Consider the following 25,279-nt stretch of genomic DNA (forward strand, 5'->3'; position numbering starts at 1 on the left):
CAGCAATACTGTTTTTTTAAAATCATCACTTTAATAAAATACTAGTACATACTAAAGGGTACATTTCATATTGATATAAAAAAACGCATATACAAATATGCGTTTAAGAAATCTATTAAATACAAACTTATTTGAAAAGACTATCCATCCAGATGGCTATTTTGCGGAGCCAGTACAGTGCGATTGCCATTACCTTCAGCAGCAGACACTATACCCTCTGCTTCCATCTGCTCAACCAAGCGCGCAGCACGGTTATAACCGATGCGCAATTGTCTTTGTACAGAAGAAATACTTGCTTTACGGGTTTTGATTACCAGCGCTACTGCTTCATCATACAGAGGATCAAGCTCATCATCGTTACTGCGTGACGATGCATTACTGAACATATCATCATCACTGACTCCGGCTGTTAAAATATCATCAATATATTGGGGTTCACCAAACTGTTTCAGATAATGTACTACACGATGCACTTCTTCGTCGGCAACAAAGGCCCCATGTACACGCTCCGGATAGGCAGTACCCGGCGGTAAGAACAGCATATCACCCTGTCCGAGCAAGTTTTCAGCACCCATCTGATCAAGAATGGTGCGACTGTCTACTTTACTGGATACCTGAAAAGCAATACGGGTTGGAATATTGGCTTTTATCAGTCCGGTAATAACATCTACACTGGGACGCTGGGTAGCCAGTATCAAATGGATACCGGCAGCACGGGCTTTTTGCGCCAGACGTGCAATAAGTTCTTCAATTTTTTTGCCGGCTGTCATCATCAAATCGGCAAATTCATCAACAATCACAACAATAAAAGGCAATTTTTCCAGTGGCTCAGGATTATCCGGCGTAAGTGAGAACGGATTAAACAGTTTTTGATTGCGTGCACCCAGCTCGGCAATTTTCTGATTGAATCCGGCCAGATTACGCACACCGGCATGACTCATCAGCCGGTAGCGTTTTTCCATCTCGTTTACGCACCAAGTCAGCGCATTAGCAGCCAGCTTCATATCCGTAACCACGGGCGCCAGCAGATGAGGGATACCTTCATAAATGCTCAATTCAAGCATTTTCGGATCAATCATAATCAGACGTACATCTTCAGGTGTGGCTTTAAACAGCAAAGACAGTATCATGGCATTAACACCTACCGACTTACCAGAACCTGTTGTTCCGGCTACCAAAAGATGTGGTGCTTTAGCCAAATCCGTTACCACAGGCTGACCAGTAATACCCTGACCAAGAGCCAGCGTCAGTTTAGAACGGGATTGCTGAAATACCGAAGCTGAAAAAATCTCACTAAGACGAATAATCTGTCGTTTGGGGTTAGGTAATTCCAGCCCCATACAGGTTTTGCCCGGAATCGTTTCAACTACCCGGATAGAAGCAAAGCCCAGACTGCGTGCTAAATCTTTTTCCAGATTAACAACCTGACTACCGCGAACACCCTGTGCCGGTTCAATTTCATAACGAGTAATAACTGGGCCGGCAAATGCATCGATTACGCGAACTTTAACTTTAAATTCAGCCAGTTTTTCTTCGATGGTGATACCATTTTCCAGCAAGGTTTCTTCACTCTGTTGTGCCGCGGGATCATAATATGGTGGTAATAATAAATCCATCCCCGGCAGCATAGGTTTTAACTGTGGTTTGTGCACCGGCGTGACAGCCGCTGTTTTATGCAAAGCTTTTTGCAGTGACATACCGATAGCAGTTTGCGATGGCTGAGCACTATAGTCTTTTTGTTCTGTGGGTAGTGACTGCCGGTTATTTCGGATAACTACTCCAGCGCTTTCGACAACCGGTACTGATTCAGTCTGTTGTTTATCTGTTTCAATTACTTCAACATGATTAACAACTTCCGAATTGCCTTGTGGTTGAGTTTCAACCTTTGGCAAAAATGCAGATATATCTGTATTAGCTTCTTCTTCGTTGTAATGTTCATGCAAAGGGAAATAATCTGGCGTTTCTGTCTGCTCTTCAATTTCAGCAAAAAATGGATCTTCTGTAGCCAATACCGGAGTTTCCGCCACAGCAACCTCTCCATCACTATCATCAGACAGATAGGAAGTGTTTCCAATACTAAAATCAGAATTCTCATAATAAGAATTTTCTGAATTATTATTGACAGTTACTGCCTGCTTTACTGTTGGCATACCCTGAGAATAATGAAACTGACTTCTTCTCGGGCGCAGATTCTCAGTAAAATTTTCATTCTGCTGCTGTACTGGCTGCTGATTAAAAGAATCGCTATAGTCAACATTATTGCTGGTGTAATCTTCTGCTACAGGAGCATTTCCAGCCGCAACTGTAGTAATAGATGTTGGCGGCATGGAATGAAAAGGTGTAAATCTTGTTGACAGTGGTGCCTGTGCACTGCCGTCAACATCTGTAAAACCTTTGTCTGCAGACATATCAGCTATTGGTGCTGTCATTTTTACTGTATGGCTTTTACCGATACGTGCAGCTGCCGGAATAACACTTTCTCTAACTACCGGTCGCTGAAATTTCTGTCTGTTTACCGGTGAATCGGTTTTGGCCAAATTCGCATATATTTCATCTTCAGCTATTACCGGTATGCTATAACCAGAATTAAACTGCTGGGCATTTTCGTTATGGCGCTGTCTTGCCAGTCGCTGACGCAGCAGATTCAAACGAATATCTTCTTCGTTAATAATTTGCACTCCATTATGTTCTCTCCCGAGTCTATGCTCATGAACTGACTGCTCAGGAATAGTAGTTACAGAATGCGGCAAGTGCGAAGGAGCTCCAACAGAATTACCCAGTTTGTGATGGGTAGCCTGTTGTAAATCATCCAAATCAAAATTTTTTAATGCCCGGGCTTTTAACAAAGCAGCCTGTTCGGCTTTAGTACGCGAACGAACTTTATTTAATATCGGATCATCGACAGTAATTTCTTTCGCATTGCGATTGCGCTGCTGATTCTGACTGTTTAAAGGTTTGTACTGCCATTTAAGCTGAATAACTTCAAGAGCAGGCGCCTGTTCACTAACCGTATCAGTAAGCGGATGAGTTGCCACTTTACGGGTAGCTTCTGCCAGAGTAATTACTTCCAGATTTTTATCCGGAGGGAACACCACAGCGGTTTCAGCATGCTCATCACTGGTAATCAGTATGTTTTTATCTGTCTGATCATCATTATCGATATCAGTCTCTTCGTCTGTATCCGGCAGGATATTTTCTTCGGCCACAGCTTCGGCATGAATATCATTACCATCGGCTGCATCTTCTTTTAAAGATTTAAACAATTTAACCGGAAACAAAGGGTTATCCTTTATTACCGGCAATTCATTATCAGTTTCGGCTATATCTTGTAAACTATCTCCATTTTGACTGACTGTTTTATCCGTTTCACTTTTTACCGGTATAGGGGCGGACTCGATAACTGTAATCTGAGGAGTAACCGGTTCAGATTCCGATTTTTCAGTCTGTTGTTCTAGCAGACAGCTCTTACCTGTACTATTAGCTGGTACAGCCAGGTGAATTTCTTGATGATTATTTACTGTATCTATTGCTTCAGATTCAGTCTTTGGCAACTCTGGTTCTGACGGTTGTTTTTGTTGCGCTGAACTTTGAACTGTCTGATTGCGCTGTACAAGCTTTTGCGTCAGATAAGAAATACGGCTTTTCAAAGAGGGTCTGGCTACCTTCAATACCGGTAACTGACCTGCCTGAAACCGGTTTTCATAGCGGGTCAGGTAGGTCAATTCCAGTTGCCATTTGCGTTCCTGAATATTACGCCACCAGAATAAAGCGCCTATAGCAATAATTAACAGTATTAATACAATCCACCACATACGTGTTCACGCTGCCTTATGGTTAATATCTGGTTAACAGACTATTTTTCTTATTAATGCGACAAATTGACTTCTATATTATCAATTAAACGGGTAGTTCCCAAAATTGCAGCAGCCAGAATAACCAGATTTTTATCGGATATCTGAGCTTTTGACAGCGTTTGTGCCTGCCTGATTTCAATATAATCAACCTGCCATCCATTTTGTTGCAAATACGCTGCGGCACTATTTTCCAAAGCCGAAAAGTTAGTATTTCCCAGCTTAATTGCATCGGCAATATTTTGTAACTGTGCAAACAATTGTGCTGCCTGTACATGCTCCTGTGCCGAAAGATAACCATTACGGCTGGATAAAGCCAAACCGGTTTGTGCCCGTTCTATTTCTACCGGAATGATTTCTACATTCATATTCAGATCCTGAACCATGCCTTTTATCACAGCCAGTTGCTGATAGTCTTTTTTACCAAAACAGGCTACATCAGGTTGAACAATATTAAACAGTTTAGTTACTATTGTCGCCACACCGCGAAAATGACCCGGTCGGCTGCGCCCGCATAACTCATTCTGGATTGCCGGCGGTTCAACAAAATAACTCTGCACACCATTTGGATAAAGCTCGCCTTCATCAGGTGCAAATACCACATCGGCACCAGCTGCTTTAAGCTTTTCTGCATCCTGCTCTAAAGTACGCGGATATTTATCAAAATCTTCCCCGGCACCAAACTGTATCCTGTTAACAAATATACTTACTACCACTGAATCGGCATAAGCTTTAGCTGTACGTACCAGTGACAAATGACCTTCATGCAGATTACCCATAGTCGGTACCAGGGCTACGCATTTAGCCTGCCTGCGCCATGAACGCATTTCAGCAATGGTATGTATTATATGCATAAATTATCCTGTAAAACTAAAACACACATAATTTATATACTGTTAATAAATGTCATGTATATGTGAGGGTGAAATTATAACACTGCAAACCTACATTACAGAGTATCTATAAAGCTTGTGTCATCATTTAAATATGTTACTATCAAACCAGACATGGCAGTAAGGATGCGTATTATCAAATGTAAATTTTTGTATAGAACATCTTCCTTAGCCAATTAACCCATCTGAACTCAAGGAAAATTTATGAAAATCAAACACTGGTTCGCCGCTGCGGCCATGTGCTCTGCACTGGTGCTAACGGCCTGTGGCGGAAGTAAAAATAATTCAGAATCTGCATCTGCACCTGCAACTGCACAGTCTGGTGCCGATAAAACTTATATTGTCGGTACAAATGCCGAATTTGCCCCTTTTGAGTCACGCACCGCTGATGGTTCACTTACCGGTTTTGATATTGACTTGCTTACAGCAATGGCTAAAGCCGGTAATTTCAAAATACAGTTTAAAGACCAGCCCTGGGACGGTCTGTTTGCTAGCTTGAATAATGGCGATTTAGATATAGTAGCTTCCGGGGTAACCATCACTGATGAACGTAAACAAAGTATGACTTTCAGCGATCCGTACTTTGATATTTCTATGATGGTACTGACACCGAAAGCAAAAACCTTTCATTCTCTGGCTGAATTAAATAATATGCAACGCGTAGCTGTTGCAAGTGGTCAGACCGGTGATCTGGCAGTTCAGAAGATACTTGGTGCCCAAAGTACCAAAATTGCCCGTTTTGACAGTGTACCTTTAGCCATTAAAGAGCTGGAAAATGGCGGAGTTGAGGCTATGGTATCAGATGGTGCTGTTATCAGTAATTATGTTAAAGCTAACGGTGCTGATAAATTTACTATTAATAAGGTACCGGAATTTGGTGTAGACCATTATGGATTCGTGGTACGCAAAGGTGATGCAGCTACAGTAGAAAAACTGAATGATGCATTGAAAAAAATTCGTGCCAGTGGCGAGTACGACAAAATTTACGCCAAATACTTTTCCAACTAAATCTTTCCCTGCCTTTTCAGGCAGTATTCATGATAAGCCTGTTATTTAGCATAACAGGCTTTTTTCATTAAACAATAATGTAATCTATGCTGCGGTATTTATTATCACTTTTTACCTCCTGATTTGGCTTTTATCTGGCAAGGTTCTAAAATAGCCGTTTTCTTTAAAATAATATAAAACAGATATGAGTTATCGGATAACTGTTTTACCGGCAAGTGAAACTTTTTACGCAAAACAAGGGGAATCACTGCTTAATGCGGCTATTGAAAACGGTATTATGCTGCCGCATGCCTGTAAAAGTGGCTGTTGTGGTGCCTGCAAGGCGCAACTGACCGAGGGCAAAACTACTGAAATCAATTCACAGGCGGCCTTGAACAGTAAAGACAGCAATCAGCAGGATATTTTATTATGCTGTCAGAGTGCTGAAAGTGATATAACACTTTATCTACCCAATTATCAGGGTAAAAATAATCAGCCGGTTCAAACGCTGAATGCGCGGATTGATGATATTCGCTATTGTGCCAATGTAGCCATTGTTACCCTGAAACTGCCGCTAAAAAAACAGTTTAACTTTACAGCCGGACAATATGTCGATATTGTTCTCGCTGATAATTTGCGTCGCAGTTACTCCATCGCCGGTTTTAATACCGATATTCGTCAGCTGGTTATTCATGTCCGCCGACATACGGGTGGTGTTTTTTCTGAACAATTATTTGACGGACGGCTTCAGCAAAAAGATATTATTCACATTCACGGACCTTTAGGCAGCTTTCAACTGAGTAAACAGCAAAAACCATTAATTATGCTGGCTTCTGGTACTGGTATTGCGCCAATTGAAGCTATGCTGAATACTCTGGCTGAACAGCAATACCGGCAGGCTATCCATGTATACTGGGGAGTAGCCGCAGAAGAAAATTTGTACGATGCTGCCTTATTGGACAATCTCTGCGCCGAATTGGTTCAGGCAAAGTGGACAGCGGTACTCTCCCGTCCGGAATCAGCCTGGAAAGGAGCTCGAGGGTATGTACAGGATATCGCTTTAAATGATTATCCTGACATGAGCAACCATGAAGTATATGCTTGCGGACATCCGCAAATGATTGCCAGTGCACAATCCTTATTCTTCAAACAGGCTGCTTTAGCAGAAACAGCTTTCTTTGCCGATAATTTTACTCCTGCATCCTGAGTTATTTATGAAACTGACACCTCGTAAACATTATCTGCTGGTGATTGTGTTATTACTTATTTACAGCCTGGTAATGATTTATGCGCTGGCTTATCCGCCTAATCCTAACCGGATTATTGAAACCTGGCTGCTTATGCTGCTTTTACAGCGTTTCTTCCCGAGTATATGGCGCTGGCTGATGTGGTTAAGTGCGATTATTATTCTTTTATACCACCCTACTGCTACTCTGTACGGCCGGCCAAGTTTTGGCATTGTTGCTTCGTTATTAAGCACAACCGCCAGTGAAGCAAGTGAATATATTGGTGCTATTCCATGGCACACTTACTTTGCTACTATTTTACTGGCTGCCATTCCGCTGTTTATTGTGCGTTTCAATCGTAAAGCCGCAGCACCTCGCTGGCGTTTTTACTGGAGTATTCCGCTGGTACTGATTCTGATGGTAATGACAGTACAGACAGCACGTAAGGGCTATACAACCGGTGGTTTTGCGTTGCGCGCACAGCCGGTGGAATTTTTAGCAGATGCCTATCTGCAACCACGAGCCTATTTTGCTGAACTGGCAAAAATGAAACAGGATTTAGCCAAACCTGACAACTGGCAAATCAGCAGCAGCCATCAGATTTATCGTAACTATGTACTGATTATCGGCGAAAGTGTACGTGCAGACTATATGCATCTGTATGGCTTTAAATATGCAGATACACCATTTCTGGATAAACATGCCAATATCGTTATGGATAATATGCTTTCTGCCGGCCCCAATACACCTATTTCATTATTACACGGCTTAACGCTAAGCCATGGCAAACCTTTCAGCATTCAGAATAATATTATTACTCTGGCTAAAAAAGCCGGTATGGATACTGTCTGGTTATCTAATCAGGGGGCTCTCGGACAATACGATACATCAATTTCCACTATTGCTCATCAGGCAAATCATGTGACTTTTCTGAAAACTACCGGATACGATTTTGGTATACGCAGCTTTGATGATCAGCTTATTGCACCACTGCAAAAAGTTTTAAATGAGCCACTGCCTTCGAATCGGTCGCGACTGATTGTGCTGCATATCATGGGTTCTCATCCTAATCCGTGCGACCGTCTTCCTCAACCATCGCATCACTATGTCGATAATAACAACAGTAACTGCTATATTGACACTATCCGGCAGACAGACAATTTACTAAGTCAGATATATAGTGCATTACAGCACAGCGGTCAGCCATTCAGTATGTTGTATTTCAGCGATCACGGTTTAAGTCACGATAAAAACAGTTATGAAAAAAACAGCATCGTGCGTTCTGAAAGTATTCTTCGTCATAATGATCACTTCTATCAGAACTACCACGTACCATTAGTGATTATCAGCAGCAATCAAACCGGACAATTACGTAACAAAGCACGGCGCAGCGGTTTAGAATTGCTGGACGGAGTTGCACAATGGCTGGGAATCAACACCCCGCAACTGCCGTATAGTAAACAATTTTTCAGTGAAACGGACAGTACTCAGCTACAGGTTCTGGATCTCAATCAGCGGTTACAACCTGTAGATAAGCTGCAAAACGATCCTCTCCCTGCACAATTGCAGTGACAATTGCATAAAAAAACAATCTCTCTGTTTTTTTACAAAGCAGAGAGATTAAATTTTTCAAATAATTTTAGATTAAAGCTTTACATTTGATATGAATCAAAACACTTCTGAACAAAAACATTATAATGAATTTACTTTGATTGGTTTCCTCTTGATGTGTGTGTTTAAGTGTGGCTTTTCGCCACACTTTTTTTTATCTTAATTTTGACATTCTTAACATAATTATTCAATTGTTACTGATTCAAACTTGTTCTGATCAGCTTCCTGTGAAGCCGCAAAATCCAGTACTACTTCATCTGACTGGGGAAGATAATCTATAAGCACGGCACCGCCCTCACTTAATCTGCCAAACAGTAATTCATCTGCCAGCAATTTACGGATACGTTCCTGTATCAGACGATGCATCGGACGCGCACCCATTGCTGCATCAAAACCATTTTTAGCCAGAAAAGCACGCAGAGCTGGTGTAAATTCTGCCACAACCTGTTTAGACAATAACTGCTGTTCCAGAGCCAGCAAGAATTTATCAACCACTTTCGCAATAATTTGTTCATCCAACGCCTTAAATGGAACAATAGCATCAAGACGATTGCGAAATTCAGGAGTAAAAGTATTCTTAATGGCAATCAAACTGTCAGACTGTTCACGCTGACCGGTAAATCCAAGATTCGGTCTGGCAAGCTCGGCAGCACCTGCATTGGTAGTCATAATAACAATTACATTACGAAAATCCGCACTACGACCATTATTATCTGTGAGTTTGGCATAATCCATCACCTGTAACAGCACATTAAATACATCAGGATGGGCTTTTTCAATTTCATCCAGCAGCAATACACAATAAGGCTGTTTATTCACCGCATCAGTTAGCAATCCACCCTGCTCGTATCCAACATAGCCCGGCGGTGAACCAATCAAACGCGAAACAGCATGCCGTTCCATATATTCAGACATATCAAAGCGCAGTAATGGTAAATCGAGTAACTGCGCCAGCTGTCTGGCAACCTCAGTTTTACCAACGCCAGTAGGCCCGGCAAACAGAAAGCTGCCAATCGGCTTATCAGCCGGTTTCAAACCGGAACGAGCCATCTTTATTGATGCAGCCAGCACATCAATAGCCTGATCCTGTCCAAAAACTTTCGCTTTCAGGTTATCGGCCAGAAAACGCAATACCTGCTTATCGTCATGAGAAACGGCAGTTTCCGGAATACGTGCAACTTTAGCAACAATAGCCTCAATTTCAGCTCGTCCGATAACTTTGCGCTGTCTGGATTTTGGCTGAATTTTCTGTGCAGCAGCTGCCTCATCAATAATATCAATCGCTTTATCAGGCAGAAACCGCTCGTTTATATAGCGTGCAGATAACTCAGCAGCAGCCTGTAATGCTGCACGGGTATAACGTACCTGATGAAAGTGCTCAAATGCCGGACGTAAGCCCTGCAATATCTGTACCGTTTCTGGCACAGAAGGTTCTACTACATCTATTTTTTGAAAACGCCGGCTTAATGCATGATCCTTATCAAAAATAGTGCGATATTCCTGATACGTAGTGGCACCAATACAGCGCATACTTCCTTTAGCTAACGCCGGCTTAAGCAGATTGGATGCATCCATTGTCCCGCCGGATACACTGCCTGCTCCGATGATGGTATGAATTTCATCAACAAACAATACAGCTTTATCCAGCTCACTTAATTCTTTGATTACTGCTTTCAGGCGTGCTTCGAAATCGCCACGATATTTGGTACCGGCCAGCAGTGCACCCATATCCAGAGAAAAAACTACTGACCCCTTAATAGATTCAGGTACTTTTTCATTCACCAGCAGATAGGCCAGACCTTCCGCCAAAGCGGTTTTACCTACACCAGCCTCACCTACCAGTAATGGATTATTTTTACGCCGGCGACATAATGTCTGAATCAGCCGCTGCATTTCTTCAGTGCGTCCGATTAATGGATCAATGCGTCCGGCCATTACTTCCATATTAAGATTCACTGTATACAGCTCGAGTGCTTTTGCCTCTGCTTTAGCTGCTTCCGTTTCATTATTCTGTTCAGTATTTTTATCCTGAGAAAAACGATGATTACCCAGTGTCAGATACCTCAGCACATCCAGACGGGTTACTGATTGAGATTCAATAAAATAGACAGCGTGACTGTCTTTTTCCGACATAATCGCAACCAGTACATCAACCGGTGTTACCTCTCCTTTTGTCTGAGCCGCACGTACATGCACGATAGCCTGCTGTAAAACCCGTTGAAAACCCAGTGTAGGCTGTAATTCAGACTGTTCCAGCTCATTATCCGGCAAGACCGGAGTGTTTTCATGAATACTCTGTTGTAATTGTTTAGCCAGCAAATGATTATCTACACCCACAGCCTGCAATACTTCACTGACATCTTCACTTTGCTGCAACAGGCCGAGCAATAAATGTTCCACTCCAATAAATTCAAAGGCACGGCTACGAGCCTCGGCATAAACATATTGCAGAATTTTTTCAAGCTGTGCCGAAATCATATCCGACCTCCTGACAAAGTAACGTTATCAATAGCGACTGCAACCAATTTTATTCACTTGTATAAACATGAAGCATACACGATAAAATTCAAGTGGCACCCGCAGAACCAATTTTTCACCCGTAATTACCCAAACAGGCAATTCAGGCTTCTTCTACCAGACACTGTAAAGGAAACCCGGCAGCTTCCGAGCGTGACAAAACCTGATTACATTTTGTTTCTGCAATATCTTTTTGAAACACACCACATATCCCGCTGCCTGATTCATGCACCATCAGCATAATGGCGATGGCCTGCGTATGTGGTAAATGAAACACATCCATTAAAATCGCAATTACAAAGTCCATTGTCGTGTAATCATCATTCAGCAAAACCACTTTATAGCGCTTGGGCGGCATTATCATGGATTTCTGGCTCTGGCTAACAATTTGTATCTTCGAATTTGACATTGTCTATTAATCTACATGTATCTGTGGGTTTTTAGTAACGGTTTTAATAATTTTATCATTTTTCGGTAAGCTTGCTTGACGTTAGTTCTTAACCTATGTAAAAAGACTACTTAACAAGTCAGACATAGACTGCCAGACAAACTGTTGTACAGTCGTTCACTACTTTGTTGGCCTTTTTGTGTCGTAAACTTGTTCTTTATTTTGTTTTTTATGTATAGGAAGTTTCATGGCAACTGGTATTGTTAAGTGGTTTAACGACGCTAAAGGTTTTGGTTTTATTACCCCAGATGAAGGTGGCGAAGATTTGTTTGCACATTTCTCTGCAATCAACATGAATGGTTTCAAAACCTTGAAAGAAGGTCAACGTGTATCTTTTGATGTGACCACCGGTCCAAAAGGTAAACAAGCGGCTAATATTCAGGCAGCTTAATCTTAGCCGGTTGTCCGGTTAGTCTAAAATAGCGGCAAAAGCCGCTATTTTCTGTTTGAAATTGAATAAATTGTCTTTTGCAGGATAATGACCTGAATATTAATATATATCATTAATCACTATTTAACTGGCCGTTAATATTCAGACAATTAATATTCCTGCACATAATTTGTCCTGAAATTCCTGTATCTGAATGATATATTTCTTACTGAAACCATTTTAAAAGACAGAATTAATATCCAAATATAAAAACCGCAGCAATAAACAAGCTGCGGTTTTTTACAAGATAAATCGTTTAAATAATCTATCAGGACTGAACAGATGATTTAGCCGGTAACAGCAAATTAAGCACAATCGCCAGTAAAGCGCACAAACCCACACCAGCAAAAGCCATCGTACCAATCTTCACAACCATACCACCGATACCGACAGTCAGTACGGAACTGACAATCACCAGATTACGCGGTTCCATCAAATCCACTTTGGCATCAATCAGCGTTTTCAAACCCAGTGAAGCAATAGTACCAAACAGCAACAACATAATCCCGCCCATTACCGGCAACGGAATAGAGCTGAGAAAAGCATTAAACTTACCAAAGAAAGCCATAAAAATTGCAAAAACGGCTGCCCAGGTCATAATTACCGGATTACTGTTTTTAGTAATCATTACCGCGCCAGTAACCTCACCATAAGTAGTAACCGGAGGACCGCCAATCAGACCGGCTACACATACGCCTAAACCATCACCCAGCAAAGTCCGATGCAAACCGGGGTCTTTGACATAATCGTGGCCTGTTACCTTACCAATCGCCATGATTCCGCCAATATGCTCTATAGCCGGTGCGATAGCTACGGGCAGCATAAACAGTGCAGCCTGCCAGTTAACCTCAGGCGTAGCGAAATGGGGTACAGCAAACCATGGTGCCGCTGCCATGGCACTGGTATCTACCATACCGGTAAATAAGGCCATAATATAACCGGCAGCCACACCGATCAGAATCGGAATCAGCCGCATCATTTTGCTGCCGAATACTGTAACAATAACCGTTACAGCAAATGTGAAACCAGACAAAAACAAAGAATGAGCGTAATCAACCACCTGCTTATCACCGGATCTGCCCATAGCCATACTGCTTGCTACCACAGCCACCGATAAACCTATCACCATAATTACCGGACCAATGACCACTGGTGGCAGTAAACGATGTACTGAAGCCAGACCGCGCCATTTAATTAATGCGGCAAAAACAAAATACATAAAGCCGGCAGCAAACAGACCAAACATAGTTGAACCCAGTCCCCATTCCTGCATGGCATAAATAATCGGTGCAATAAACGCAAAAGAGGAACCCAGATAAATCGGTACTTTACGTTTAGTACAAAGTTGAAATAATAAAGTACCTATACCTGCACCCATTAATGCCAGTGCCGGATTCAGCCCTGTCAGCAACGGTACCAGAACCATAGCACCAAATGCTACAAACAGAATTTGCGCGCCGGCAAGCGCGAGTTTCAAATGGTGTCCCACCCTGACACTCCCGATAAATAAACAAAACCCTGTATTATAATATAGGACGTTATAAAAAATAGTTATAGTTTGTCGCCGTCAGGCTAAAACTTGAATATTTTAATTAATCGTTAAAACAGCAGTTTAATTGTAAATTTAAAAAATAATCACCAAAAGGGCTTGCACGATTTAATTTTATTGCGCATAATGCGCTCCTCTTTCGCCGGCATAGCTCAGTTGGTAGAGCAGCTGACTTGTAATCAGAAGGTCCCGAGTTCGACTCTTGGTGCCGGCACCAGTTAAAAACAAAAAAGCATAATCTCAGGATTATGCTTTTTTGTTTTTAACGACCATCTATTCTTCTGGATTTTTATTAACAAAATAAGTTAATACTTATGAGTGATTATCACTCATGCCTGTCTCTAAAAATCAATCAGTAATTACTGAACTTTCGTCCTATCCTGCATTAAACTAATATGCAGTCTTGTCTGTTTTAATTATTGTATATTTATGTAATTGTAATTTATCTCAATCACTTGAGATTTATTGACAGACACAATGGTTTTAAATTTATACAATGATAAATAATTTTAAAAATTAACAATTTATATCCGTTATTCTAAAGCAGAGTTATTATCACAGATATTAAAATATTGTTAGCAGAAACCAAAAATTTGTTTTAGAATACTTACACGCTGAACGTTTGTCGCCCATCCATCTGAGTTAATCAGGATTACTGGATGGCATTTTTAATTGTAGCGGCTTCAGCATATGTATATTGCAGTAAAAAATCCATGTCTCAAAATACCTATCAGTTAAAACCGCATGAACGCCCCATGATGGCCGGCTCACCGTCATTTCCCGATCATCCGTGGAAAAGGCGTTTATGCTACGGCATCATTGGCACAATCGTTGGCTTAACTGCCGGATTTACCAATGGCATGATGCTGGCCAACATTCCCCAGATTCAGGGCTACTTGGGACTGACACCTGAACAGGGCGGCTGGATACAGGTATCCTATTACATGTTCAGCGCCATTATCAGTGTATTACTTTTTAAAATCCGCCAGAATTTCGGGTTGCCGCGTTATGTAGGCTATATCATTCTTGGGCTGATACTGACTAATTGCCTTCAGTTTTTTTTCCATGATTATTATATGGAATTATTCGCACGTGGTATGAGCGGGCTGGTAGGCGGCAGCTTAAACAGTGTAGCCATGTATTACATGATGCAGGCGATGCCGGCTATTCATCGTGGTAAAGGCATGATATTCGGACTGGGGCTTACTCAGCTCAGCCAGCCACTGGCCAGATTTATTTCTCCCCTGCTTTTACAGCACGAACAGTTTCAACTTGTATTCAGCTTTCAGCTAGGTATGGCATTGCTGGTATGCGGTGCAGTATGGCTGTTACCTATTCCCTCTGGCTATCTGGAAAAATCTTTCGAAAAAATTGATCTGATAAGCTTCCCTTTGCTGGCTGCCGGAATTGCCTTTATTTCTGCAGGAGCGGTACAAGGCAGAATTGTCTGGTGGGACAAAGACTGGATTGGCTGGCTGTTTGTAGCCGGCGTCGTATGCTGTATGCTTTCCGTGATTATTGAATACAACCGCAAACGCCCGATGCTGGATATCAAATGGATGATGCATACCAATGGCATGCTCCAGATACTGATTTTCGGTTCATTGATACGATTAGCTTTATCTGAGCAAAACATGGGTGCTGCCGGTCTGATGACAGCTTTAGGCCTGAGTAATGACCAGATGATACATTTTTATGCGGTTGTTTCCTGTGGTGCTGCACTCGGATTGCTTACTAGTGTATTAACATTCAATCCTCTTGATATTAAATTACCTTTGGTCATTTCATTTGCCATTATTGCTATGGCCAGTTTTATGGAAGTTGGTCAGAATCAGTGGTCACGTCCGGTGAACTTCTATATTCCCGAGTTCATGATTGCCTTTGCTTCGCTGTTTTTCTTCGGGCCGGTTATGATGGAAGGACTGATACGAGCTCTTTCCAAAGATCCTGTCTATATCATGAGTTTCTCGGCTGTATTCGGTTTTTCACAAACTGTCGGCGGGCTAATCGGTTCAGCGTTACTTAATGCTTTCATTACGATCAGAACACGCATTCATCTGATTAACAGCGCAGACAGTGCATACCTGACAGACCCGTTAGTCAATCAGGCAATTCAGAAGAATGCTCTGGCCAGCCAGCGTTTTAGTTTTGATAGCAGCTGGAATCATGCCTATGGTGTCAGTAAACTGATTCAACAGGACACCATGCTGGCACAAGTGGCTGCTTACAATGATTTATTTGTTTTGGTGGGAATCGGTTCGTTAATCTGCTTTCTGGTTGTCGGCGCACATCGCTGGTGGCATCAGATACACGGTACCAACCCAATCGGACGTGAACTGAGAAACTATGCGGCTGCCCGCCAGCGTGCAATGCAAGAACCGCCAAAACAATAAAATAAAGAAGGACAATAATGACTGACACACAACAAAACAATCCGGATCAAAATCAGAAAACAACCGGCAATCAAACCACACAGTCTGCTCCGGTAGCAAGCAAAACCGCTACTGAACAGACATCAGTACAGCCAAATTCGAATCAGGCGGGCACAAATCAGCAAAGCAGCTCATCCGCTTCTGCCGGTAAGGCCAATCCCTCGCCTGCTCAGCCGGCAGCCAGTCAGTGGCAGCCTCCTAAACGTAAATGGTTTGTAACTGCCATTCTGGTACTGGTATTAATGCTTGGTGTCCTGATGATTTTACGTGCATGGAAATTACCGCCATTCCGCAACTCAATGGTATCAACTGATAATGCATATGTACGTGGTCAGACTACCATAATCAGTCCTCAAGTAACTGGTTACGTTACTAAGGTATATGTTCAGGATTTTGACGACGTTAAGGCTGGACAGCCACTCATACAGATTGATGACCGCATCTACAAACAAAAAGTTGCAGCCGCTGAAGCCGGAATTGGTTTACAGGATAGCTCTTTAGCCAATTACGAACAGAATCGCCGCAGTAAAGAAGCAACTCTGGCAGCTCGTGAGGCAGATATTGCCAATGTTCAGGCGCAACTGGAAAAAGCTCAGGCTGATATGGCCCGGGTAAATATTCTGGTTGCTGATGGTTCGCTTTCCTTACGTGAACGCGACCAGACAAGAGCTGCATTAAAACAGGCTCAAACCGGAGTTGCGGAAGCTAAAGCACAATATCGGGTTGCTCAGGAAGATCTGAAAAGCACTCATGTTAACAAAAGCGGCCTGAAAGCCAACGTTGATAATGCACATGCACAGCTCGGACTGGCTCAGATTGATTTATCCAATACCGTTGTCCGGGCGCCTGAAAGTGGCCGGTTAAGTGAAATCAGTGTCAAAAATGGTCAGCTGGTAAATGCCGGAACACAATTAATGTTTCTGGTACCTGCACGCAAATGGGTGGTCGCTAACTTTAAAGAGGCACAGACAGCCAATATCCGTGTTGGTCAGCCAGCATGGTTTACAGTGGATGCCCTGAACGGAGCCAGAGTAAAAGGTACCGTAGAAAAAATTTCTCCGGCTGCCGGCAGTGAGTTTTCTGCAATCAAACCAGATACCACTACAGGTAACTTCGTTAAAGTACCACAGCGTATCGCTGTCCGCATACGCATTGATACCAGTAATGATCTTTTTGAACGTCTGCGCCCGGGCATGTCTGTGGTAGTAAGTATAGATACAACCAGAGTGAAAGCATGAAAACACCTTTAATCAGACTGTTTACCCTGATTGCTCTATCAGTCAATGCCAGTGGTTGTATTCCCAGAATTCCGAACATTCCGGCAACTGCGCGGGTCGAAGTTCCGGTACAGTGGCATGAACAGTATCATCACTCCGCTCAAAATGCAGATGCACAATGGTGGACTCAGCTTAATGATCCGGTTTTAAACCGGCTTATCAGTGAAGCACTTGCTAATAACATTGATATCGCTCTGGCACAAACACGAATACAGGAAGCTCTCGCTCAGGAACATGCTTCGCGCGCATCCTTACTACCCAGTCTGGAAACCAGCGGCGGAACGTCACGGCAAAAAAGCCTGAATGCTTTTGGTATTGCTACCATTAACCGTGTAGAACAGCCAACATTTCAGGCTGCATACGAACTGGATGTTTTTGGTCAGAACCGTAATGCATGGAAAGCACGTCGTCTGAACCGGCAAGCCAGTGAAATTGCCGAAGAAGCAACCCGTCTGAGTGTCATTACAACTACGGTTAAATCTTATGTCACTTTACGTGCACTTGATGAAAAGCTGAATTTACTGCAAAAAACTCTGGAAGCGCGTCAGCGAGAGCTAAAAATTGCTCAATCTAAAGCTAATGTCGGCTATACATCCAAGCTGGAACTGAATCAGGCACAGGCTGAATATGCAGCTACACTGCAACAGATTCCGATAGTTCAATCCAGTATCAGCCAGCAGGAACATGCTCTGAGTATGCTCACAGGCAGTAGCAGCCGTACCATTGAACGCGGTTTATCCTTATCGGAACTGCATGCACCGGCTATACCTGACATACTGCCTTCTGATCTGATGAAAAATCGTCCGGATATAGTTCAGTCTGCACTATTAATAGCTGCCAGTGATGCCAGTCTGGCTTCGGCTCAGGCACAATTTTTACCTTCCGTGAAAATCAGCGCTACATTCGGCCGTCTGTTTACCACATCACCAATTAAAGAACCGGTTAATTTATGGAGTATAGGCGGCAGTATTCTGGCACCTGTATTCGAAGGCGGACAATTAAAAGCAAATTTTGATCTGAATGTAGCCAAACGTAATGAAGCTGTCTGGAACTATCGTAAAACTGTTCTGACTGCTCTGAAGGAAGTTGAAGACCAATTATCCGGCAGCTATCGCCTGCAGGAACAGGAACAAGCTTTGGAAATGGAAAGAGATGCACTGGCGAATGCCCTGCATCATGCAACAAATCGTTATCGTGCAGGTTATTCTCCTTATCTTGATGTTCTGGACAGCCAGCGCAATTTACTGAGCGTACAAAGTCAGCTGATTCAGAGTAAAGCAGATTATCTGAATTCACAGGTTTCACTTTATCAGGCTCTTGGCGGAGGCTGGACAGCACCTGCAGGTAAATAATTTCAGCAACAACCGCACAGGATTGAATACAAAGCAGAATAAACAGACTATAATATTTAATAAAGTCTGCTTATATGTATAAATTTGCTGTTTTAGCTTTATGTTAGAATAGTTCTTTAAGTATTAAAAACTACGTAGTTTTATCATGTCTATTGCTTCTGAACACATTGACCGGCTTTTACCTCAGACGCAGTGCAGGCAATGTGGATATCAGGGTTGTTTGCCGTATGCTCAGGCATTGAGTCGCGGCGAAGCTGAAATTAACCTCTGTACACCGGGCGGTACTGCTGTCATCAATGATCTGGCTAAACTGTTAAATGTGCAGATTCTACCTCCGGCTGATGTGCTTAAAGCTGCCCTCCCTAAAGCAATAGCTGTAATTGATGAAACCGAGTGTATCGGTTGTACGGCATGTATTAAAGCCTGTCCGGTAGATGCGATTATGGGCGCAACCAAACAAATGCATACAGTAATCAGCGCTGAATGCAGCGGTTGTGAATTATGTATTGCCCCCTGCCCGGTTGATTGTATCGATATGCAGCCGGTACTTGAACACTGGTTACCACAGGCAAGAACACTGACCGATGAGCAGGAAAGTGACCGTTTTGCCGCTGCTACTCAGGCCAGTCTGCGATTTCAGCATCGTACCGAACGTCTGCAACGCTTGCAGCGTTTAAAAGAGAAACAACTGCATGCACGCAAAACTAAAGAACCTGCAACAACCACAACTTCTGCAGCAAAGTCTGCCGGCAAAATTAATCCGGCAGCCCTGATTGCAAAAGCAATGGCTAAAGCACAAACGCAACAGATACACAGAAGAGTGCCTGATAATCAGGACTCTTTTCAGCAGCAACAAATTGCCAAGGCACAGGAGCAGGCTGGTTACCGCCGCGCCATGCGAGATTTACAATATGGGAATGATCAGCAAAAAGCAGAAGCTCTTGAATGGTTACGTTTGTATAAACAACAACGCGAATCCGAACAATAATGCGCAAAATCTGACAAAATTGAATAAAAATGCTAAAATCCTAAAATATGTCAAAATTAATTGGCTATATAAGTAAATGAAATTTAAAAGATGAAGAAACTAACATTCTTTCTGGGCTGTATGGCTGTTTTGCTTATAACTAATGCCTGTGCTTTTGCAGATAAGCCTAATACCAGATTTTTATCCGGTAACTGGGAAATCCGTTCTCTGAATGGTGAACCCACACCAGATACTTCTTCTCGCATTCGTTTTGATCCGAATACACACCAGTATTTTGCTTATTTCGGCTGTAATCATATAAATGGAACCTATCGCGACTATCGTCATACATTGCGATTAAGTCAGCCTTTCGGCATCACTAAACTATGTGCCAATATAGAAGATGAACGGACTGGTACCGGTACACTAGGTTTTGTTAAATCATGGCGTATAATCAATGACACTACTGGTGTTCGTCTGCAATTACTGGACAAACACCGCTATGTAAGGTTAGAAGCGCGTTTAATTAAAAATACAGCAAACTAACTAAATTAAACAAAAAATTTATTATCAGATTGTAATCAATTTCAATAGTTTAATCAGACACCTGATAATACTGAATTTAATATCAAAAAAGCCGCATTGAATTAATTTCGATGCGGCTTTTAATCAGATTAAACCATTAGTGTGGTGCAATCATATCTTCAGGAATAACCCATTTATCAAACTCTTCTGCTGTCAGAAATCCAAGCTCTATTGCTGCCTGTTTCAAGCTTGTATTCTGTGCATAAGCAGTTTTAGCAATTTTAGCTGCTTTTTCATAACCAATATGACGATTCAGCGCAGTAACCAGCATCAGTGAATGATGTAAATTGGCATCAATTTTCTCTTTTACAGGCTCAATTCCCTGTGCACAACGCAGATTGAAACTATTGCATGCATCAGCCAGTAAACGTACTGATTGCAGAATATTAAACACCAGTACCGGCATAAATACGTTCAGTTCAAAATTACCCGAAGCACCCGCTACTGTAATAGTTGTATCATTACCTATTACCTGAGCAGCTACCATAGTCATAGCTTCGCACTGTGTCGGATTCACTTTACCCGGCATAATACTTGAACCCGGTTCATTTGCCGGAATAGTAATTTCCCCGATACCGCAGCGAGGTCCGCTGGCCAGCCAGCGAATATCATTGGCAATCTTGTTCAGGCTAACTGCCAGAGTTTTCAGGCTTCCAGAAGCGAATACCACTGCATCACGTCCTGCAAGTGCTTCAAATTTATTAGGTGCACTAACAAACGGTAAACCGGTTAACTCAGCCAGTTTAGCTGCTGATTTTTCTGCATACTGCGGATGACTATTCAAACCAGTGCCTACAGCCGTACCACCCAATGGCAATTCATATAACCAGTGTAATGCCTGCTGCAAACGCTCTAATCCATGATCCAGCTGGCTGACATAGCCACTGAATTCCTGACCCAGTGTCAGCGGTGTCGCATCCTGCAGGTGTGTACGACCAATTTTAACAATATCTTTAAAGGCTTCTGCTTTAGAAGCCAGCGTATCACGTAAAGCCTGTACAGCGGGAATCAAATGCTTATTAATCTGAATTGCTGTAGCGACATGAATAGCAGTCGGAAATGAGTCATTGGTAGACTGAGCATGGTTAACATGATCATTCGGATGTACCGGTTTATAACTGCCACGTGGCTGACCGGCTATTTCATTGGCCACATTAGCCAGAACCTCATTCATGTTCATATTACTCTGCGTACCAGAGCCGGTTTGCCATACTACCAATGGAAACTGGTCTGCCAGTTCACCAGCCAGAACACGTTCAGCAGCCTGTACTATTAAACCGGCACATTCTCCGCTGATACGCTCAAGCTGCTGGTTGGTTAAAGCTGCTGCTTTTTTCACCAAAGCCATTGCCTGTATCATTGCCGGAGGCAAAGTTTCGCCGCCAATATCAAAATTCTGCAGACTGCGCTGCGTCTGCGCACCCCAGTAAACATTTTCAGATACAGCGATTTCACCCATGCTGTCATGTTCAATACGTGTATTCATATCGTCTCCATGATTGTGTGCTTGTATTATTGATGAAAAACAATAATTTGTGCACAAGACAGGCATTAATTACATTCACAGAAATCCGGAATATACTTAATTCCCATTATAAACATGCATAATTGTGCAGCGATTCAGTCAATTTAGCTACAAATTAATTGTATTTATAAACATAAATTAATATAACCTAAAGATATACATGTTAATTTCCATTAACATGTATTTGCCTGCCAAACAATCAGTCTAAGTTTGATAATCTGTCAATACAAATATCATTTAGTTAATACATAATCGTCACTTCATCGAAAATAATAATAGCGAAACAAGTTTGTGGCAGAATAGCAATTCTGAGAACTACACAAATATAAGCAATGGATATCGCTTTTCAGTTATCGATATTACTGGCTCTGGGCATGGGCGCTCAATGGCTGGCATGGTATTTAAAACAACCGTCCGTACTCTTTTTGTTGTTTACCGGAATCATGATTGGTCCGGTTCTGGGCTGGTTTCATCCTGATACTGTGCTGGGAAGTTTACTTTTTCCTTCTATTTCACTTGGCGTTGCCATTATTTTGTTTGAAGGCGCACTAACCCTGCAATTTCATGAAATAAGCCAGCACGGACGTGTTGTGCAGAATCTGGTAACGCTTGGAGCAGTGATAACTATTATCGTATTATCGCTGGCGGCATACTGGCTGTTTAATCTGGATTTTCGGGTAGCTCTGTTATTTGGTGCACTTGTCTGTGTAACTGGTCCTACTGTCATTGCACCCATGCTGCGCAGTGTGCGTCCTCGTTCGAAAATTGCCAATATTCTGCGCTGGGAAGGGATTATTATTGATCCAGTAGGTGCCATTGCAGTTGTACTGGTATACGAATATATCGTTTCTGACGGACATGAAAATTCTCTATTGCTTTTTAGCAAAATTGTACTGGTAGCATTTATTTGCGGTGGTCTCGGTGCAGTATTTCTTGCCAATGCCATCAAACGCTACTGGCTGCCTGAATATATGCGCAATGTCGTAACATTTGCCTTTGTTTTAATTTTGTTTTCCGTATCCAATTATCTCGAAAGCCAGTCTGGTTTGTTAACCGTTACTATTTTAGGACTCGCCCTGGCAAACTGGCCGCAATTTCCCCGCCAAAGTATTCTCGCATTTAATGAATCTTTAACTTTATTATTTATACCTACACTATTCATCATTCTTGCTGCCCGTATGGACGTTACTGCATTACTGGGTTTAGGCTGGCGTGGGCTGGCTTTGCTATTTATCGCAATGTTTATTGCACGTCCTCTGGCTGTATGGTTCTCTTCTTTTAATTCCGGCCTGAGTATCCAGGAAAAAATAATGATTAGCTGGATAGGTCCGCGCGGTATTGTTGCTGCGTCCATTGCTTCATTGTTTGCATTACGCCTGCAAAATCAACATTTATCCGGAACTGAGCTACTGGCACCAATGGTTTTTCTGATTATTATCGGCACTGTCTTGATACAGGGACTTGGTGCCAAAACCGTTGCCGGTATACTAAAAGTCCGTGAACCCGGTAATAACGGTGTACTGATTGTAGGCAGTAATGAAGTAGCCCTGATGCTGGCTACAACACTTAAGCAGCTTAATATTGATGTTTTAGTTGCCGATTATCACTATGTACAAATTGCCCGTGCGCGCATGAAGGGTTTGCGTACATATTTTGGCAACCCTGTTTCAGAAAATGCACAAACTGAGCTTGACCTGATAGGTATTGGCTATCTGTTTGCTGTTAGCCGAGATAAAGAACTGAATACATTATGTGAACTGCAATTTCGGCATGATTTTGGCGAACAGAATATATATCGCATCCGTTTTAATGAAGAACAGGATTTAACTTCGCGTGCACAAAAACAGTATCAATATGTTTCCCGCCAGCTTTTTGGCAAAGATGTGACTTTCAGAAGGTTGGAAAATATGCTTGGTAAGCAGACAAAAATTAAAATTACCAATATTACCGCTACCTATGATTATCACCAGTATTGTCATGATCATCCGCAGGCTATTCCGCTTTTTTTACAGGATAAAAATAACATTTTGTATATCATCAGCTCTGAATTTCAGCCAGCAACAGCTATTGATAAAAAATTGATTGCACTGGATTATCAATAAAAAAACTCTGCAAATATAATCAAGATTTATTTTGCTTAATTACAACTTGTAAATTTAAATTTGAGAAATATCCAATAAAAATCTCATGTAACTCTTGGTTACATTATCACTAATCTTTCTCTATCGGAATCGGAGCAAAATGATAAAATTCTATAGGTATCCGGTCAGAGCCGGATACCTATAGAATTTTCTAAACAATCAGATATCAATTTTTGTCATTCAGTATAGATTCAAAAGCCTTCAGACGTTTATGAATTGACAGCAATTCAATAATGGTTTTCCATGAATTAATAAGATACTGAAATGATTCACGAACATTATTAAATACGTTAAGAATTTGATTGATTAAGCCCAGAGTCATGGTACCCGCTGCAATGGATGGAAATAACATAACAAGCCCATATATACCATCCAGCTGTAAATACCATATACTCACCATATTGAAATAGGCATAGTGAAAATACAGTCTGTAGTAATTAACCTTTACCCGTTCGAAAAGCTCTTTCAATGTCGCCGGCTGAGCACGTTCACTATCATCTTCCCCATATACCAGCTCTTTACGATATGCAGCTTCTACTTTTTGAATATTAAACTGAAGTCCGGGTAATTTAATACCGACCGCAACTAATAAAACTGTACCAAACAAGGACCAGCCCAGTGCTGCCCAAACCAGTGAATATTTTACTTCACCAATTATTGGTAATGCCGGCACATGGCTGGATAACTGAAACAGTAGAGGTAAAAATGCAATCAATACCATAACCGCCCGAACCAGACTGACACTCAACTCTTCTACAATAGTGGCAAAGCGCATTGTATCTTCCTGAACACGCTGAGAAGCCCCTTCAACAGTACGCAGTTTCGACCAGTTTTCAATATAGTAATAATTCATGGCTGTACGCCAGCGAAATACATAATGACTGACAAAAAAAGTATTTAATACAAATACTGTTACTGCAACCATCGCAATCTGCAAAAATGTTAGTATATTCTGATACAAATCACTGATCGGCCCACCCCCACTACTGAGCATCTTCTGAATCATATCCCAGAAAGGACCATACCAGGCATTAATCGTTACGTTTATCTGTACACTAAACCAGATATTAAAAAGAATTAAAGCAGAACCCCATATTGACCAGCGCTGCCACGGATGTTTTGCTACTACTGACCAGAAAACAGCAAAAATGATTGTAGCCAGCAAAAACCAGAGATAAAACCACAAAAATGCCGGCGACCAGAAACGCGAAAGACCAATAGTCAGAGGTTTGTCCGCATAGCCTTGCGGCCAGCCAAACCACTCTCCGGCACTCTCCCCACCACAATACCAGAGGGCAATATTCAGGCCTATCCACAATATGGCAGACGGAAAAAACCAACGTGGCTTTGGAAAAAATGAATGGAACACAATCTCATCCTGATGAAATAAATGCCGGTTAAAAATAAGCTATTATTAGTCTTAATTTTCTATAGCTGCGGGCAGCACAGTAAATACAGTTATTACATAACCAGCTATATTGTAAAGAA

At 42.0% G+C, this 25,279-nt stretch carries 17 protein-coding genes and 1 tRNA gene; 11 read left to right on the top strand and 7 right to left on the bottom strand.

Annotated elements, in window-relative coordinates; genetic code table 11:
* Positions 1 to 140 precede the first annotated feature (140 nt).
* A complete protein-coding gene (locus GYY70_RS12070; protein ID WP_238791800.1) occupies positions 141 to 3,812 on the bottom strand; it encodes a DNA translocase FtsK in 3,672 nt (1,223 codons plus the stop codon).
* Positions 3,813 to 3,865: 53 nt separating this feature from the next.
* Positions 3,866 to 4,705, bottom strand: a complete 840-nt coding sequence (panC, locus tag GYY70_RS03600) for a pantoate--beta-alanine ligase (RefSeq protein WP_174831316.1) — start codon at positions 4,703 to 4,705, stop codon at positions 3,866 to 3,868.
* Positions 4,706 to 4,948: 243 nt separating this feature from the next.
* Here panC and GYY70_RS03605 point away from each other — a divergent pair, with 243 nt between their 5' ends.
* The 3 genes from GYY70_RS03605 to GYY70_RS03615 all read left to right on the top strand — a co-directional run bounded on the left by GYY70_RS03605 (position 4,949) and on the right by GYY70_RS03615 (position 8,529).
* Positions 4,949 to 5,752 (top strand): basic amino acid ABC transporter substrate-binding protein, encoded by an 804-nt coding sequence (locus tag GYY70_RS03605; protein WP_084563411.1) that lies wholly within the window; start codon positions 4,949 to 4,951, stop codon positions 5,750 to 5,752.
* 184 nt (positions 5,753 to 5,936) lie between these two features.
* Entirely contained in the window at positions 5,937 to 6,938 is a 1,002-nt protein-coding gene (locus GYY70_RS03610; RefSeq protein WP_174831317.1) for a 2Fe-2S iron-sulfur cluster-binding protein, read from the top strand.
* Positions 6,939 to 6,945: 7 nt separating this feature from the next.
* Positions 6,946 to 8,529 carry a phosphoethanolamine transferase gene (locus GYY70_RS03615; protein WP_174831318.1) on the top strand — a complete coding sequence of 528 codons (1,584 nt, stop codon included), beginning with the start codon at positions 6,946 to 6,948 and terminating at the stop codon, positions 8,527 to 8,529.
* A 222-nt stretch (positions 8,530 to 8,751) separates the two neighbouring features.
* Here the strand turns inward: GYY70_RS03615 and clpA are convergent, their stop codons facing one another.
* Both clpA and clpS read right to left on the bottom strand, forming a co-directional pair.
* Positions 8,752 to 11,046, bottom strand: a complete 2,295-nt coding sequence (gene clpA, locus GYY70_RS03620) for an ATP-dependent Clp protease ATP-binding subunit ClpA (RefSeq protein ID WP_174831319.1) — start codon at positions 11,044 to 11,046, stop codon at positions 8,752 to 8,754.
* Between the two features lie 142 nt (positions 11,047 to 11,188).
* The gene (gene clpS / locus GYY70_RS03625) at positions 11,189 to 11,494 is read right to left on the bottom strand and encodes an ATP-dependent Clp protease adapter ClpS (protein WP_025330480.1); all 306 of its coding nucleotides are present in this window, start codon (positions 11,492 to 11,494) and stop codon (positions 11,189 to 11,191) included.
* 226 nt (positions 11,495 to 11,720) lie between these two features.
* Here clpS and GYY70_RS03630 point away from each other — a divergent pair, with 226 nt between their 5' ends.
* Positions 11,721 to 11,924, top strand: a complete 204-nt coding sequence (locus GYY70_RS03630) for a cold-shock protein (RefSeq protein WP_025330479.1) — start codon at positions 11,721 to 11,723, stop codon at positions 11,922 to 11,924.
* Positions 11,925 to 12,231: 307 nt separating this feature from the next.
* Here GYY70_RS03630 and GYY70_RS03635 read toward each other — a convergent pair whose 3' ends face one another.
* A complete protein-coding gene (locus tag GYY70_RS03635) occupies positions 12,232 to 13,452 on the bottom strand; it encodes a uracil-xanthine permease family protein (protein WP_078474813.1) in 1,221 nt (406 codons plus the stop codon).
* A gap of 201 nt (positions 13,453 to 13,653) precedes the next feature.
* Here GYY70_RS03635 and GYY70_RS03640 point away from each other — a divergent pair.
* The 6 genes from GYY70_RS03640 to GYY70_RS03665 all read left to right on the top strand — a co-directional run bounded on the left by GYY70_RS03640 (position 13,654) and on the right by GYY70_RS03665 (position 20,086).
* A tRNA-Thr gene (locus tag GYY70_RS03640) sits at positions 13,654 to 13,729 on the top strand.
* A gap of 442 nt (positions 13,730 to 14,171) precedes the next feature.
* Positions 14,172 to 15,905: an MFS transporter gene (locus GYY70_RS03645; RefSeq protein ID WP_174831320.1), complete on the top strand. Its 1,734-nt coding sequence runs from the start codon at positions 14,172 to 14,174 to the stop codon at positions 15,903 to 15,905.
* Positions 15,906 to 15,922: 17 nt separating this feature from the next.
* The gene (locus GYY70_RS03650) at positions 15,923 to 17,182 is read left to right on the top strand and encodes an HlyD family secretion protein (RefSeq protein WP_174831321.1); all 1,260 of its coding nucleotides are present in this window, start codon (positions 15,923 to 15,925) and stop codon (positions 17,180 to 17,182) included.
* Entirely contained in the window at positions 17,179 to 18,573 is a 1,395-nt protein-coding gene (locus GYY70_RS03655) for an efflux transporter outer membrane subunit (RefSeq protein ID WP_174831322.1), read from the top strand. The genes GYY70_RS03650 and GYY70_RS03655 overlap by 4 nt, the downstream gene beginning before the upstream one ends.
* Positions 18,574 to 18,718: 145 nt before the next feature.
* Positions 18,719 to 19,561 (top strand): RnfABCDGE type electron transport complex subunit B, encoded by an 843-nt coding sequence (locus tag GYY70_RS03660; protein WP_143555265.1) that lies wholly within the window; start codon positions 18,719 to 18,721, stop codon positions 19,559 to 19,561.
* 90 nt (positions 19,562 to 19,651) lie between these two features.
* Positions 19,652 to 20,086 carry an META domain-containing protein gene (locus GYY70_RS03665; protein WP_080690442.1) on the top strand — a complete coding sequence of 145 codons (435 nt, stop codon included), beginning with the start codon at positions 19,652 to 19,654 and terminating at the stop codon, positions 20,084 to 20,086.
* A gap of 136 nt (positions 20,087 to 20,222) precedes the next feature.
* Here GYY70_RS03665 and fumC read toward each other — a convergent pair whose 3' ends face one another.
* Positions 20,223 to 21,611 carry a class II fumarate hydratase gene (fumC, locus tag GYY70_RS03670; RefSeq protein WP_174831323.1) on the bottom strand — a complete coding sequence of 463 codons (1,389 nt, stop codon included), beginning with the start codon at positions 21,609 to 21,611 and terminating at the stop codon, positions 20,223 to 20,225.
* A 371-nt stretch (positions 21,612 to 21,982) separates the two neighbouring features.
* On the opposite strand from fumC, the gene GYY70_RS03675 reads away from it, so the two are divergent.
* The gene (locus GYY70_RS03675; protein ID WP_038648789.1) at positions 21,983 to 23,752 is read left to right on the top strand and encodes a sodium:proton antiporter; all 1,770 of its coding nucleotides are present in this window, start codon (positions 21,983 to 21,985) and stop codon (positions 23,750 to 23,752) included.
* Between the two features lie 205 nt (positions 23,753 to 23,957).
* Here the strand turns inward: GYY70_RS03675 and sbmA are convergent, their stop codons facing one another.
* Positions 23,958 to 25,160 (bottom strand): peptide antibiotic transporter SbmA, encoded by a 1,203-nt coding sequence (gene sbmA, locus GYY70_RS03680; RefSeq protein ID WP_084552921.1) that lies wholly within the window; start codon positions 25,158 to 25,160, stop codon positions 23,958 to 23,960.
* Positions 25,161 to 25,279 lie beyond the last annotated feature (119 nt).

Source organism: Snodgrassella sp. ESL0324, from assembly GCF_013344955.1.
Taxonomy (GTDB): Bacteria; Pseudomonadota; Gammaproteobacteria; order Burkholderiales; family Neisseriaceae; genus Snodgrassella; species Snodgrassella alvi.